14 protein-coding genes are annotated in these 12,623 nt (G+C 55.8%); 8 read left to right on the plus strand and 6 right to left on the minus strand.

Annotation, left to right across the window (positions count from 1 at the left end):
- Nucleotides 1-53: 53 nt before the first annotated feature.
- The 3 genes from IFU29_RS09520 to tolC form a co-directional block, all read right to left on the minus strand.
- Nucleotides 54-1,214 carry a glutathionylspermidine synthase family protein gene (locus IFU29_RS09520; RefSeq protein ID WP_191933723.1) on the minus strand — a complete coding sequence of 387 codons (1,161 nt, stop codon included), beginning with the start codon at nucleotides 1,212-1,214 and terminating at the stop codon, nucleotides 54-56.
- A 6-nt stretch (nucleotides 1,215-1,220) separates the two neighbouring features.
- Nucleotides 1,221-1,883: a DUF1190 family protein gene (locus IFU29_RS09525; protein WP_191933724.1), complete on the minus strand. Its 663-nt coding sequence runs from the start codon at nucleotides 1,881-1,883 to the stop codon at nucleotides 1,221-1,223.
- Between the two features lie 144 nt (nucleotides 1,884-2,027).
- The gene (gene tolC / locus IFU29_RS09530) at nucleotides 2,028-3,497 is read right to left on the minus strand and encodes an outer membrane channel protein TolC (protein WP_191933725.1); all 1,470 of its coding nucleotides are present in this window, start codon (nucleotides 3,495-3,497) and stop codon (nucleotides 2,028-2,030) included.
- Between the two features lie 210 nt (nucleotides 3,498-3,707).
- On the opposite strand from tolC, the gene nudF reads away from it, so the two are divergent.
- The 7 genes from nudF (at nucleotide 3,708) to IFU29_RS09560 (ending at nucleotide 9,562) form a co-directional block, all read left to right on the plus strand.
- Nucleotides 3,708-4,343, plus strand: coding sequence for an ADP-ribose diphosphatase (gene nudF / locus IFU29_RS09535; RefSeq protein WP_191933726.1), 636 nt, complete (start codon nucleotides 3,708-3,710; stop codon nucleotides 4,341-4,343).
- Nucleotides 4,343-4,762: a DUF1249 family protein gene (locus IFU29_RS09540; protein ID WP_191933727.1), complete on the plus strand. Its 420-nt coding sequence runs from the start codon at nucleotides 4,343-4,345 to the stop codon at nucleotides 4,760-4,762. The genes nudF and IFU29_RS09540 overlap by 1 nt, the downstream gene beginning before the upstream one ends.
- Before the next feature lie 41 nt (nucleotides 4,763-4,803).
- Entirely contained in the window at nucleotides 4,804-5,631 is an 828-nt protein-coding gene (cpdA, locus tag IFU29_RS09545) for a 3',5'-cyclic-AMP phosphodiesterase (RefSeq protein ID WP_191933728.1), read from the plus strand.
- 3 nt (nucleotides 5,632-5,634) lie between these two features.
- Complete coding sequence (gene yqiA, locus IFU29_RS09550; RefSeq protein ID WP_191933729.1) at nucleotides 5,635-6,213, plus strand: esterase YqiA; 579 nt, start codon at nucleotides 5,635-5,637, stop codon at nucleotides 6,211-6,213.
- 55 nt (nucleotides 6,214-6,268) lie between these two features.
- Nucleotides 6,269-8,164, plus strand: coding sequence for a DNA topoisomerase IV subunit B (gene parE / locus IFU29_RS09555; protein ID WP_118665516.1), 1,896 nt, complete (start codon nucleotides 6,269-6,271; stop codon nucleotides 8,162-8,164).
- Nucleotides 8,165-8,344: 180 nt separating this feature from the next.
- Nucleotides 8,345-8,512 carry a YnfU family zinc-binding protein gene (locus IFU29_RS22810; RefSeq protein WP_157076019.1) on the plus strand — a complete coding sequence of 56 codons (168 nt, stop codon included), beginning with the start codon at nucleotides 8,345-8,347 and terminating at the stop codon, nucleotides 8,510-8,512.
- Between the two features lie 147 nt (nucleotides 8,513-8,659).
- Complete coding sequence (locus tag IFU29_RS09560) at nucleotides 8,660-9,562, plus strand: LysR family transcriptional regulator (RefSeq protein ID WP_062745820.1); 903 nt, start codon at nucleotides 8,660-8,662, stop codon at nucleotides 9,560-9,562.
- A gap of 88 nt (nucleotides 9,563-9,650) precedes the next feature.
- Here IFU29_RS09560 and IFU29_RS09565 read toward each other — a convergent pair whose 3' ends face one another.
- Entirely contained in the window at nucleotides 9,651-9,959 is a 309-nt protein-coding gene (locus IFU29_RS09565) for a putative quinol monooxygenase (protein ID WP_062745822.1), read from the minus strand.
- A 43-nt stretch (nucleotides 9,960-10,002) separates the two neighbouring features.
- A complete protein-coding gene (locus tag IFU29_RS09570) occupies nucleotides 10,003-10,584 on the minus strand; it encodes an NAD(P)H-dependent oxidoreductase (protein ID WP_191933730.1) in 582 nt (193 codons plus the stop codon).
- Between the two features lie 132 nt (nucleotides 10,585-10,716).
- Here IFU29_RS09570 and IFU29_RS09575 point away from each other — a divergent pair, with 132 nt between their 5' ends.
- Complete coding sequence (locus IFU29_RS09575; protein ID WP_191933731.1) at nucleotides 10,717-11,484, plus strand: transporter substrate-binding domain-containing protein; 768 nt, start codon at nucleotides 10,717-10,719, stop codon at nucleotides 11,482-11,484.
- Between the two features lie 147 nt (nucleotides 11,485-11,631).
- Here the strand turns inward: IFU29_RS09575 and IFU29_RS09580 are convergent, their stop codons facing one another.
- Nucleotides 11,632-12,495, minus strand: coding sequence for a ketose-bisphosphate aldolase (locus IFU29_RS09580; protein WP_191933732.1), 864 nt, complete (start codon nucleotides 12,493-12,495; stop codon nucleotides 11,632-11,634).
- Nucleotides 12,496-12,623 lie beyond the last annotated feature (128 nt).

The raw sequence follows: 12,623 nt of genomic DNA on the forward strand, positions 1-12,623 counted from the left end.
GACAGGGACACACTCATTGTGCCGGAGCTGACGTTCTGTTGCGTCAGCCCGTTTTATTCAATAAATGCGTGGGGGTAGAACCGTGACAGATCCTGAGTGATCAGATCGCGATCTTCCCGCAGACCGATGCCCGCCGGCTGATCGTTAATCAGCCAGGAGCCAATCAGCGTGTAGCTGTCACCGAATTTCGGCAGCGGGTGGAACTGCTGCACGATCATCCCTTCCTCACCGTACGGCCCGTCAACGCGTGCAATTTCCTGACCGTTTTCTACGATGCTGATATTGGCCCCCTCACGGGAGAACAGCGGCTTAACCACATATTTATCCATGTGGGGCACGTTGTCTTCTGCGAAGTAAGCCGGCAGCAGATTAGGGTGATTCGGGAACATTTTCCATAACAGCGGCAGCAGTGCTTTGTTAGAGATAATGCTTTTCCAGCCCGGTTCCAGCCAGCGCACACCGGCATCCGCCAGCTTGGTGGAGAACATCTCACGCAGCATGAACTCCCACGGATAAAGCTTGAACAGGTTGCCAATCACCTGATCGTGCTGGTCGGTAAACTGCCCTTTCTCGCCCAGGCCAATCTCATCCATAAACAGGAATTCACTTGGCAGACCCGCTTCGGTCGCGCAGTCCTGCAGATACTGAACGGTGCCACGATCTTCATCGGTGTCACGGCAGCAGGCAAAATGAAGCCAGCTAAATCCGTGCTGCTGATGAAGTTCGGCAAAACGCTCAATCAGTTTTTCCTGCAGACTGTTGAACTGATCGCTGCCCGTCGGTAGCTGGCCGGCCTTGACCTGATCTTCCAGCCACAGCCACTGGAAAAACGCGGCTTCATACAGGGACGTCGGGGTATCCGCGTTGTTCTCCAGCAGTTTGGCCGGGGACTCTCCGTCCCAGGCCAGGTCCAGCCGGGAGTAGAGCGAAGGCTGCTGACTTTTCCATGACTCGCGCACGAAATCCCAGGTATGTTTTGGAATGCGAAACTTGGTCAGCAGCTCTTCGCTGTTAACCACCAGTTCCACCGCCTGCAAACACATCTGGTGCAGTTCGCTGGTGACATCTTCCAGATATTCAATCTGCTGCAACGTAAACTGGTAATAGGCGTCTTCACACCAGTACGGTTCCCCGTGCATGGTGTGAAAACGAAAACCATATTCCGTCGCTTTTTCACGCCAGTCGGGGCGTTCAGCAATGGCAATACGCTTCATCCGCGCTTAACCCCCCATGCTGCGGTTGGTGCCGGAGGCACTGCTACGCTGCATGGTGGTTTGTTTGGCAACGGTCTCACCAAAGCCACCGCGAGTGACGGTGCTGGTTGTGGCAGGTTTCGGAGCCAGGGCCGTTTTAGGAACGGTCATGGTGCGGCCTGGCGTTGCGGCACCATAGCTTTTGCCGCTGGCATCAACGAATTTTCCGTTCGCCGGGCTGGACGGGTTCTTTGAGGAGAACAGCGGTTGCTGCTGCCCCATACCGCCACCCATCATACGGCCCATCATGTAACCGGCCATCAGAGGCATCCAGAAGCTGCCGCTGGACTGTGATTCCGCATTCGTGGTGCCGACGCCAGCCTGAGCCGGAGCCTGCTGACACTGACCTTCACCAAATTCTGCCACACAGTCTTCACGGCTGGCATATTTCGGTGCGGTTTTCACCGCTTCTTCTTTGGCGCTGTTAAACGCCGTGGTGCATTGTGCGCTCTTGCCTGGGTTCGCAGCAGAGCAGTCATCCGCGTTCTGATACATAGAGACGGTTTCGTCGGCCTGTTCACATGCGGCCAGCATAAATACTGCACTTACCGCCAGCGCAACCGGCGTTAAATGACGTGCGCTCCAGCTTTTGCGAAAGGAGGCATGATTAATCTGTTTAGTCCGTTTCATCACTTTTCGTCCTGTGCCCAAAGGTAGTGCATAGGATAGGGGAACAGCGGTGAAAAATGAAGCGATGAGGCCTGACCAGGAGGGGATCTTTACGTAGCTATACGTTTGATTGTGAAGGGGCAGCCATCGCTGCCCCTCAGGGGACTACTGACCGAATGGATTGCCGCTGGCGCGAGGTGCTGCCGGGCGACGGGTCTCGGTGGCATTCGTGCTGCGAGGCGCTGTTTGTGCTCCGTCAGCATAGGCCGTCTGCTGTGCATTTTCCGGTGCAACAATCTCCGGCGAGGTGCCGACATCTTTGCCCAGATGATTGTTCAGCGTTTGCAGATCCTGCTCGTTCAGCGTACCCAGCGCAGACTTAATGTTGAGCTGGTTAATCATATAGCTGTAACGGGCGTTCGCCAGCTGCTGCTTGGCATTGTACAGCGTGGTGGTGGCATCCAGCACGTCGACGATGGTACGGGTACCCACCGAGTAACCGGCTTCCATCGCATCCAGAGAGCTTTGTGCCGACACAACAGATTGCTTATAGGCTTCAATGCTGCTGATTGACGCGTTCACGTTATTAAACGAAGAACGTACGGTCTGCACGGTGCTGCGGTGTGCGCTTTCCAGCTGCTCACTGGCGGCCACAAACGCATACTGCGCCTGTTTCACCTGGGAGCTGACCGATCCACCGCTGTACAGCGGCATATTGAAGCTCAGGCCGACCTGGTTGCTGCCGCTGATGTTGTCATTGCTGTTCGGGCTGGCACGTTCGCCGCCATAACGGGTATTTGACAGGCCGGTTGAGGCGGTCAGATCCAGCGTTGGCATATGACCCGTTTCTGAAGAACGGATCTGCTCACGCGCCAGGTCCTGAGACAGGCGGGCGGACAGCAGCGACAGGTTGCGGCTTTCCGCTTCTTTCAGCAGCGCATTGACCGGCTGAGGTTTTTCAGTTTTGAACGTATCAACGTTTAGCGAGGCCAGGTTTGGATAGTAATTACCGGTCACCTGACGCAGGGTTTCTACCGCGTTGTCGAGGGCATTACGCGCCGAGACTTCGTTGGCCAGTACGGTGTCGTACTGTGAGCGGGCGTTCTGCACGTCGGTGATAGCGACCAGGCCAACGTTAAAGCGCTGGGTGGTTTGATCCAGTTCGCGATAGATGGACTGCTTCTGCGCTTCGGTGTAGGACAGCGTATCGATCGCATTCAGCACGTTGAAATACGCCGTCGCCGTGTTCAGGATCAGCGTTTGCTGTGCCGTCTGATAGGTGACATCCTGAATACCGGCCGTTTTTTCCTGCAGTGTCAGCGCACGCCATTTTGACATGTCAAAAATGGTTTGCGTCAGCTGCAGGGAGGCGCTTTTAGAATCGTTATGGGTATCCCGGGCGTCGCGGTAGCCGCTGTTATAGGTATAGTCAGCACCCAGGCCTAACTGCGGTAACAGCGGGCTGCGGGCTTCATTAATTTTCTCAAAGGCAGCATCACGATCGGCCGCAGAGCTACGAAGGTCAGGATTTGATAAACGTGCCTGCTGATATACCTGCAGCAGGTTTTCAGCCTGGCTGGCAACACTGAAGCCGCCCAGGCTCAGACCGATGAGTAAAGGGAGCAGTTTGTTCATTTGCATTCCTTGTAGTGCAGCAAAATTGCTATGGTAGCGCTGACGTAGGCCAAAAATTATCGCCGATAATAGCAGAGAGTTCCGATAAGGTAAGTTGGCTGAAAGTGCCATCCTGCCTTAATTTACTTAAATAAGTCGTTAAGAACCAGACAACTGTTGGAATACTCTTGCACTTTACGTTTTTGCCACCACTTCCCAGGAGAGGTTGTTATGGAAACTGGTCACAATTACCCAGTGACTTTCACCAAAAACGATGTAGAAATTATTGCACGTGAGACGCTGTATCGCGGTTTTTTTTCGCTGGAGCGCTACCGGTTTCGTCACCGCTTGTTTAACGGTGGCATGAGTGGTGAAGTGACCCGGGAAATTTTTGAGCGCGGCCACGCGGCGGTGCTGCTACCCTATGACCCTCAGCGAGACGAAGTGGTACTGATTGAGCAAATCCGTATTGCCGCGTACGACACCAGCCCAACACCCTGGGTGCTGGAACTGGTGGCCGGGATGATTGAACCGGGTGAAACCCCGGAAGAGGTGGCCCGCCGGGAAGCCGTGGAAGAGGCAGGGATCGTTGCCGGACGGGTTAAACCGGTGGTGAACTATCTCTCCAGTGCGGGAGGCACCACTGAGCGCCTGTCAGTATTTGTTGGTGAAGTGGATGCCAGCGTGGCCGAGGGAAACCACGGGCTGGAGGAGGAGAATGAGGATATTCTCGTTCATGTGGTCAGCCGCAGTCAGGCTTATCAGTGGGTGGAACAGGGGAAAATTGATAACGCAGCGGCTGTCATTGCTTTGCAATGGCTGGAGTTGCACCATAAACAGCTACGAGAAGAGTGGAATCCTGAATAATGAAACGCTATGTCCCCGATTTTCCTGAAATGATGCGCGTCTGCGAAACAAATTTTGCGCAGCTGCGGCGCCTGTTACCTAAGGAGGATCGGGCGGGAGAGTCGATGGCGTATCAGGTGAACGGTGCCAGCTATCGGATCACCATCCTGGAGTCGACCCGTTACACCACGCTGGTGGAGATCCGACAAACGGCCCCCGCAGTGAGCTATTGGAGCCTGCCTTCAATGTCGGTCAGGCTTTACCACGATGCGATGGTGGCGGAAGTGTGTTCAACACAGCAGATCTATCGCTTTAAAGCACGCTATGATTATCCTAATAAAAAATTGCATCAGCGTGATGAAAAACACCAAATTAACCAGTTTTTAGCGGACTGGCTGCGCTATTGTTTGTCCCACGGTGCGATGGCCGTTCCGGTATAAAAGATAGCTGCGACATTTTCAGAGCGAGTTAAGGACGTTGATTGGATAGCCTGTTAAAACTTCCTGTGGCGAGTGGGTCCAGAGTCAGGATTTTACAGATAACGGACACCCACCTCTTTGCAGGCAAACACGAAACGCTGCTAGGGGTGAATACCTGGGCCAGTTTTGACGCCGTTCTGGAGGTGATCACCGCAGAGCAGCGTCACTACGATCTCGTTGTCGCGACCGGCGACCTGGCGCAGGACCACTCCATTGAGGCCTATCAGCATTTTGCTGAGGGCATCGCACGTCTGTCGGCCCCCTGCGTCTGGTTGCCTGGTAATCATGACTTCCAGCCCACGATGTTCAGCACGCTGGCGGCGTCTTGTATTGCCGATCAAAAACAGGTGCTGGTGGGCGACCACTGGCAGATTGTGCTGCTCGACAGTCAGGTGTTTGGCGTCCCGCACGGAGAACTGAGCGACTATCAGCTGGAGTGGCTGGAAAGTGCGCTGGCGGCCGAACCGCAGCGCCACACGCTGGTGTTATTGCATCATCATCCGGTGCCGTCGGGGTGTTCATGGCTGGACCAGCACAGCCTGCGGAATCCGCATATGTTGGATATTGTCCTGCGACGCTATCCGCGGGCAAAAACCCTGCTGTGCGGCCATATTCATCAGGAACTTGACCTTGACTGGCACGGACGGCGCGTACTGGCTTCGCCATCGACCTGCGTGCAGTTCAAGCCGCACTGCACCAACTTCACCATTGATGCCGAGTCTCCCGGCTGGCGCTGGCTTGACCTCTATGATGACGGTCGACTGGAAACCCAGGTGCAGCGTCTGACCACGCGCATGTTTAACCCGGATCTCGATTCAGAAGGATACTGACCGATGGCCACGCTGCTGTATCTGCATGGTTTTAACAGCTCCCCCCAGTCCGCGAAGGCCACCCAGTTTAAACAGTGGCTGGCGGAACATCGCCCGGACATCCGGCTGCATGTGCCGCAGCTTCCGGCTTTCCCTTCTGAAGCTGCCGCCCTGCTGGAGACATTTGTCATGCAGTCGGCGGGGGAACAGCTGGGGATTATTGGCTCATCACTGGGCGGCTATTACGCGACCTGGCTGTCGCAATGCTTCACCCTCCCTGCCGTGGTGGTTAACCCGGCGGTGCGCCCGTTTGAGCTGCTGGCCGATTATCTCGGCCACAACGAGAACCCATACACCGGCCAGCAATATGTGTTAGAGTCTCGCCATATTTACGATCTAAAAGTGATGCAGATTGACCCGTTAGAGTCGCCGGATTTGCTCTGGTTACTGCAGCAAACGGGTGATGAAGTGCTCGACTACCGCCAGGCCCTGGACTACTACAGCGCCTGCCGCCAGACGGTAGAAGAGGGCGGAAATCATGCTTTTATCGGATTCGAACGCCATTTCTCCGCCATGCTCGCCTTCCTGGGTTTTCAGGAGTGAGTTTACGCCGGAGTCTGGTCACTCATTTTTAGCCACTACCAATCAGATTGTTACGATGACTCAATCCAGCTACAACGCTGACTCCATTGAGGTTCTCAGCGGCCTTGAACCCGTGCGTCGCCGCCCGGGCATGTACACCGATACCGTGCGTCCTAACCACTTAGGCCAGGAAGTGATCGATAACAGCGTGGATGAAGCGCTGGCCGGTCACGCCAAACGCGTGGAAGTGATCCTGCACGCCGATCAGTCGTTGGAAGTGATCGACGACGGGCGCGGCATGCCGGTGGATATTCACCCGGAAGAGGGCGTACCGGCCGTTGAGCTGATTTTCTGCCGCCTCCATGCCGGCGGTAAATTCTCAAATAAAAACTACCAGTTCTCCGGCGGCTTGCACGGCGTGGGGATCTCGGTGGTCAACGCGCTGTCAAAACGCGTCGAAGTCACCGTTCGCCGTAACGGCGAAGTGTACGAAATGGCGTTTGAAAACGGCGATAAAGTGCAGGATCTGACGGTCACCGGCACCGTCGGTAAACGTAATACCGGCACCCGCGTCCAGTTCTGGCCGGATGAGTCCTTCTTTGACAGCCCGCGCTTCTCCGTTTCGCGCCTCAGCCACCTGCTGAAAGCCAAAGCCGTGCTGTGCCCGGGCGTCGAGATTGTTTTCAAAGATAAGCTGAACAATACCGAACAGACCTGGTGCTACGCCGATGGCCTGACCGATTACCTGATGGAAGCCGTCAATGGTCTGCCAACGCTGCCAGAAAAAGCCTTCGTCGGCGCGTTCGCCGGGGATGTAGAGGCGGTCGACTGGGCGCTGCTGTGGCTGCCGGAAGGCGGTGAACTGCTGACGGAAAGCTACGTTAACCTGATCCCGACCATGCAGGGCGGCACCCACGTGAACGGCCTGCGTCAGGGCCTGCTCGACGCCATGCGCGAGTTCTGTGAATACCGTAATATCCTGCCGCGCGGCGTTAAGCTGTCGGCAGAAGATATCTGGGACCGCTGCGCCTACGTGCTGTCGGTGAAAATGCAGGATCCGCAGTTTGCCGGGCAGACCAAAGAGCGTCTGTCATCCCGTCAGTGCGCGGCGTTTGTGTCCGGCGTGGTGAAAGACGCCTTCAGCCTGTGGCTGAATCAGAACGTCCAGGCCGCAGAAATGCTGGCAGAGCTGGCGATTTCCAGCGCCCAGCGCCGCCTGCGCGCAGCGAAAAAAGTGGTGCGTAAAAAGCTGACCAGCGGGCCGGCCCTGCCGGGTAAACTGGCCGACTGCTCTGCCCAGGATCTTGCCCGTACGGAGCTGTTCCTCGTGGAAGGTGACTCAGCAGGCGGATCGGCCAAGCAGGCGCGTGACCGTGAGTATCAGGCGATCATGCCGCTGAAGGGCAAGATCCTCAATACCTGGGAAGTCTCCTCGGATGAGGTGCTGGCGTCGCAGGAGGTGCATGACATTTCCGTGGCGATCGGTATCGATCCTGACAGTGAAGACCTGAGCCAGCTGCGCTACGGCAAGATCTGCATCCTTGCGGATGCGGACTCCGACGGCCTGCACATCGCCACGCTGCTGTGTGCGCTGTTTGTTCGCCACTTCAGCACGCTGGTAAAAAATGGCCACGTTTACGTGGCAATGCCGCCGCTGTACCGTATTGATCTCGGTAAAGAGGTTTATTACGCGCTGGATGAAGAAGAGAAAGCGGGCATTCTTGAGCAGTTAAAGCGCAAGAAAGGCAAACCGGGCGTGCAGCGCTTTAAAGGGCTGGGCGAAATGAACCCGTTGCAGCTGCGCGAAACCACGCTGGATCCGAACACCCGCCGTCTGGTGCAGCTCACCATCAGTGATGAAGATCTCCCGCATACGATGGCGGTGATGGACATGTTGCTGGCGAAAAAACGCTCTGAAGATCGCCGTAACTGGCTGCAGGAAAAAGGCGACATGGCAGAAATCGAGGTCTGAGGATTTTCGACGCCAGCGCTGCGGGCCGACTGTTTTTCCCTCACCGGGAGGGCAGTTGGCCCCTTTTTTTGCGAAATAATCCGCTGATATTCTTTCTGAGGCGAGATTTAAGCAATAAAGAGTAAGGGGAATGGGCCGTGAGGGTGTACTATACGCGTCCAAACAACACAGGAAATATTTATGGCTTATAATCAAAAACAACCTAAATCAAACGGTTTTCTCATCTCCATCGCCTGTCCTAAGTGCAGTAAAAGTGCTGATCACAGCGCCCCCAGAGTTCATAAGAATAAAAACCTTCTTTGCCCATTCTGCAGTGTCCTCTTTACCCCTTCTGAAACGAAAATTTAAACCCAGACTTCTGCTTTGCTGCCATTGGTCGGAATTTTCTGCCCTCAGGCCCGGTGAAGCCGTAAGCGCATAAAGACGTCAACCTGTGCGAGGTCCTGCCGTGATTCTGTTAGAATTGCAGGGTCATCTTTCTACCAGGTTGAACTCTTGAAAATCACCCTTGAAGAGCTTCGTGCGTGGGTCGTCGTGGTCGATACCGGTTCGATCACTGCCGCCGCGGAGCAGCTTAACCAGACCACCTCCGGTATCAGTCGCGCGCTCAGCCGTCTGGAAAGCAAACTGCAAACCACGCTGCTGCACCGCACCACCCGTCGCATTGCGCTGACCGAGGAAGGGCAGATCTTTCTTGAGCACGCCCGGCAGATTATCCGTTCGGTGGAAACCGCCGAAGAGCAGATTGCCCAGCGGCGTGAAATCCCCTCCGGTCGCCTGCGCGTCAATGCCGCTACGCCGTTTATGCTGCACGTCATCGTGCCGCTGATGCCGGAGTTCTCACGGCGTTTTCCACTGATCCAGTTAGAACTGAATACCGATGAAGTGGTGATCGACCTGCTGGAGCAGCAGACCGATATTGCCATCCGCATTGGCGAATTGCGTGATTCCACCATGCACGCCCGCGCACTTGGCAGCAGCAGGCTGCGGCTGATGGCCAGCCCGGCCTATCTGCAGGAGCACGGCGTGCCGCTTAGCGTCGCTGATATGGTGGATAAGCACCGTCTGCTGGGCTTCTGCAATCTGGATCAGCACAACATCTGGCCGGTATGGCGTTCGGAAGGGGAGTTTTTGCAGATTAAACCGACGGTGATGGCCTCCAGCGGGGAGACGCTGCGTCAGCTGGCGGTTAACGGCATGGGTATTGCGCGGGTGTCGGACTTTCTCAGCCGGGAGGATGTCGCCTCCGGCAGGCTGGTGCCGGTGCTGGAGGCGGAGACACGGGAGATGTTTCACCCGATCCATGCGGTGTACTACCGCAACAGCACGCTGGCCGTGCGCATCCGCTGCTTCCTCGACTATCTCAGCGAGCAGTTTGCCAGCAAGACCCTGCTGTAAAAGGACGAACCGAAACAGAAGGTCCGCCCCTGCATGGCAAGGTGATAACCGCCAGGGGCCGACTTTTTACCGGTCAGCCCGCTGGCCTTTACAGCGCCGGTTCCAGTACAAAAATTTTCACATCGACCACATCATCTTTGATGGCGGTGCGATGCCGTTCCATATGGTCAGCCTGCTGGTGCTGCTCCAGATGTCGCAGTGAATCCCAGTGCTCCACCATAAAAATGGAATCAGGAGAGTGCTGCTTCCAGGGCACCTGGGCTTTGTGGTCAATCAGCGCCTGGTAGCTACCGCAGCCTTCTTCATCCAGCACGGTGGGGGTCAGACGCTCAATAGCGTGTAAAACGGCAGTACGTCGGCCTGGCTTGATACAGATTTCAGCGATTACGGTCAGCATACTGTTTCCTTTTTACCGGGGAACCCAATGGGTGAGTGTCCAGTTAAGCAAAAATCGCGCTCAGATGAGTCCGATAGCGCGCGATATCGCCTTCAATATCCGGCTGTTTGATCACATCGTTACAGATAAAGGTCGGCAGACCGTCCATACCGAGGAACTGGTTGGCCTTGTGGAAGTGCAGATAGACACCGTCTACGCCCACGCCTTCAAAGAACTGTTCCGGGTCGGTAAACGCCTGGAGCGGCGCATTCCAGGTCAGGGACAGCATATAGGTTTTGCCCTGCAGCAGGCCGCCTGAACCATATTTTTTCGCCGCATCGGAGCGGGTACGGCCATCGCTGGCGTACAGTTTACCGTGGCCTTCAGTGAAGACTTCGTCGATATATTTTTTCAGCGTCCACGGCTCGCCCATCCACCAGCCCGGCATTTGATAAATAACGGTATCGGCGGCAAGATATTTGTCGATTTCATCGGCGACCACGTAACCGTCGTCCAGCACGGTGACATCGACCTGATGACCGGCATCGCGCAGGAAGCTCGCCGCAACGTGGGTCAGGGTATGGTTCAGTTCACCTTTGGAGTGGGCGAAGGCTTTACCGGCATCAATAATTAAAATCTGGCTCATGTATTTTTCTCAACAGTGTGCAATGCCGGAGAGTGTATCCGACGTCAGCCGTGAGAAAAATGGGGTGCTAATCACAATACTATTGCGTTTTAAGCAACAATACGCGGCACTGATAATAACAATGAGAGAACTATGATGATGAAAATCGGGGCTGCGGCCCTCCTGCTGGTCGCGGGCAGCGCCAGCGCGCAGTCACATCTTGACCGTGCAATGCAAAGCAAAACGCTGGTGGTCTGCACCACCGGGGACTACAAGCCCTATACCTATCTGCGTCAGGACGGCAGCTACGAGGGGATTGATATCTCCCTGGTACAGTCGCTGGCAAAAAGTCTGGGGGCGGAGGTGAAGTGGGTGCCGACCACCTGGAAAACCCTGACGCCTGATTTTATCGGTAAGCAGTGCGACGTAGCCCTGGGGGGCGTTTCAGTGACGCTGAAACGCCAGCAGACGGCATGGTTCGCCAACCCGCTGGATACCGATGGCAAAATCCCTCTGGTGCGCTGCGCGGATAAGAAGAAATACCGTACGGTGGAGCAGATGAACAAAGCATCGGTACGTCTGATTGAACCGGCGGGTGGAACCAATGAGGCCTTCGTGCATGCGTACCTGCCGAAAGCGAACCTGACGCTGTTTCACGATAACGTGACGATTTTCCAGCAGCTGGTGGACAAAAAAGCGGACGTGATGATCACCGACGCCTCTGAAGCGCTCTATCAGCAGAAGCGCTATCCGTCGCTGTGCGCCATTAACCCGGATAAACCGCTGCAGTACGGGGAAAAGGCCTGGATGCTGCCGCGCGATGATATCAGCTGGAAAATGTACGTTGATCAGTGGCTGCATCTGAGTAAAGCCACCGGTGAATACCAGCAGATTGTAGAGCAGTGGTTAGCGGGGAAATAACGGCAGGCCAGGGACAAATCAAATTCAAGGGGCGGCGGCGACTGGCCGCCCCTTGTCGCCCAACCCGCGCCGCGGGAAAGCGAAACGAACGTGACCTTAAGCCCTGGCCCTGGACCTTAAAACAGCGGCCCAAACCAAAGCCCCAGCCTAGCGATATAAATCCGCTTTACCCGTCGATCCAAACAGGGACATTTTATAGGCGATCACCGCTTTTGCCGCTTTGATCGGCTCCGGGTAGATGGCATTCGGATCCCACCAGGCTTCACGGCTGAGGATCTCACGCGCTTTAGCGAAATAGGCGTATTTCATATCGCTGGAGATATTGATCTTACCGACGCCGAGCGTCACGGATTCGGCGATCTCCGCATCCGGGTTGGCCGATCCGCCGTGCAGCACCAGCGGGATCGCCACGCGCTGTGAGATCTCGCGCAGAATATGCATCTGCAGTTCCGGCTTCATATCCTTTGGATAAATGCCGTGCGCCGTACCGATAGCCACGGCCAGCGTGTCCACCCCGGTGCGGGTGACAAAGTCCTCAGCCTGATCGGGATCGGTATAAATGACCTTACTGACCCCGCCCTCCACTGAAGTGCCGGTATCACCAATGGTGCCCAGCTCGCCTTCCACCGAGATCCCCACCGCATGGGCCAGCTTGACCACTTCCTGCGTCAGCGCCACATTCTCTTCATACGGCAGCAGCGACCCATCAATCATCACGGAGGTAAACCCGCACTGAATCGCGCGCTGGACGTGCTCAACCGATGCGCCGTGATCAAGATGGATAACAAAAGGAATACGGCTGCGCAGGGTGCGTTCACGCACATAGCCGAAGAACTCATCGGTCACGAACTCCAGTTCACTGGGGTGGATGGAGATGATCGCCGGGCTATTGCTGGCTTCCGCCTGTTCGACGACGGCGCGGATAAAGCAGCTGTCGGCGACGTTAAAGGCACCAATGGCGAAGCGATTTTCACGGGTTGGTTTTAACAGTTCGTGCATTGACATCAACATGGTTGTACTCCTTCAGGGTCAGATTTTAGGCAACACTTTCCTTCACCGGCGACGGACACCGGTGAGATACAGGGCAGGTGGAAAGGGATCAGGCGTTACGCACAGCCTGCGGTACCTGATCCGTTAAC

Source organism: Erwinia persicina (assembly GCF_014838825.1).
GTDB lineage: Bacteria > Pseudomonadota > Gammaproteobacteria > Enterobacterales > Enterobacteriaceae > Erwinia > Erwinia persicina_A.

What these genes read in the sequence shown, in the direction of transcription:
- nudF (WP_191933726.1), top strand. Translation starts at nt 3,708, where the DNA reads ATGGAAACTGGTCACAATTACCCAGTGACTTTCACCAAAAACGATGTA.
- IFU29_RS09565 (WP_062745822.1), bottom strand. Translation starts at nt 9,959, where the DNA reads ATGCTGACCGTAATCGCTGAAATCTGTATCAAGCCAGGCCGACGTACT.
- tolC (WP_191933725.1), bottom strand. Translation starts at nt 3,497, where the DNA reads ATGAACAAACTGCTCCCTTTACTCATCGGTCTGAGCCTGGGCGGCTTC.
- IFU29_RS09520 (WP_191933723.1), bottom strand. Translation starts at nt 1,214, where the DNA reads ATGAAGCGTATTGCCATTGCTGAACGCCCCGACTGGCGTGAAAAAGCG.
- yqiA (WP_191933729.1), top strand. Translation starts at nt 5,635, where the DNA reads ATGGCCACGCTGCTGTATCTGCATGGTTTTAACAGCTCCCCCCAGTCC.
- IFU29_RS09540 (WP_191933727.1), top strand. Translation starts at nt 4,343, where the DNA reads ATGAAACGCTATGTCCCCGATTTTCCTGAAATGATGCGCGTCTGCGAA.
- IFU29_RS09525 (WP_191933724.1), bottom strand. Translation starts at nt 1,883, where the DNA reads ATGAAACGGACTAAACAGATTAATCATGCCTCCTTTCGCAAAAGCTGG.
- parE (WP_118665516.1), top strand. Translation starts at nt 6,269, where the DNA reads ATGACTCAATCCAGCTACAACGCTGACTCCATTGAGGTTCTCAGCGGC.
- IFU29_RS09570 (WP_191933730.1), bottom strand. Translation starts at nt 10,584, where the DNA reads ATGAGCCAGATTTTAATTATTGATGCCGGTAAAGCCTTCGCCCACTCC.
- IFU29_RS09580 (WP_191933732.1), bottom strand. Translation starts at nt 12,495, where the DNA reads ATGTTGATGTCAATGCACGAACTGTTAAAACCAACCCGTGAAAATCGC.
- IFU29_RS22810 (WP_157076019.1), top strand. Translation starts at nt 8,345, where the DNA reads ATGGCTTATAATCAAAAACAACCTAAATCAAACGGTTTTCTCATCTCC.
- IFU29_RS09575 (WP_191933731.1), top strand. Translation starts at nt 10,717, where the DNA reads ATGATGATGAAAATCGGGGCTGCGGCCCTCCTGCTGGTCGCGGGCAGC.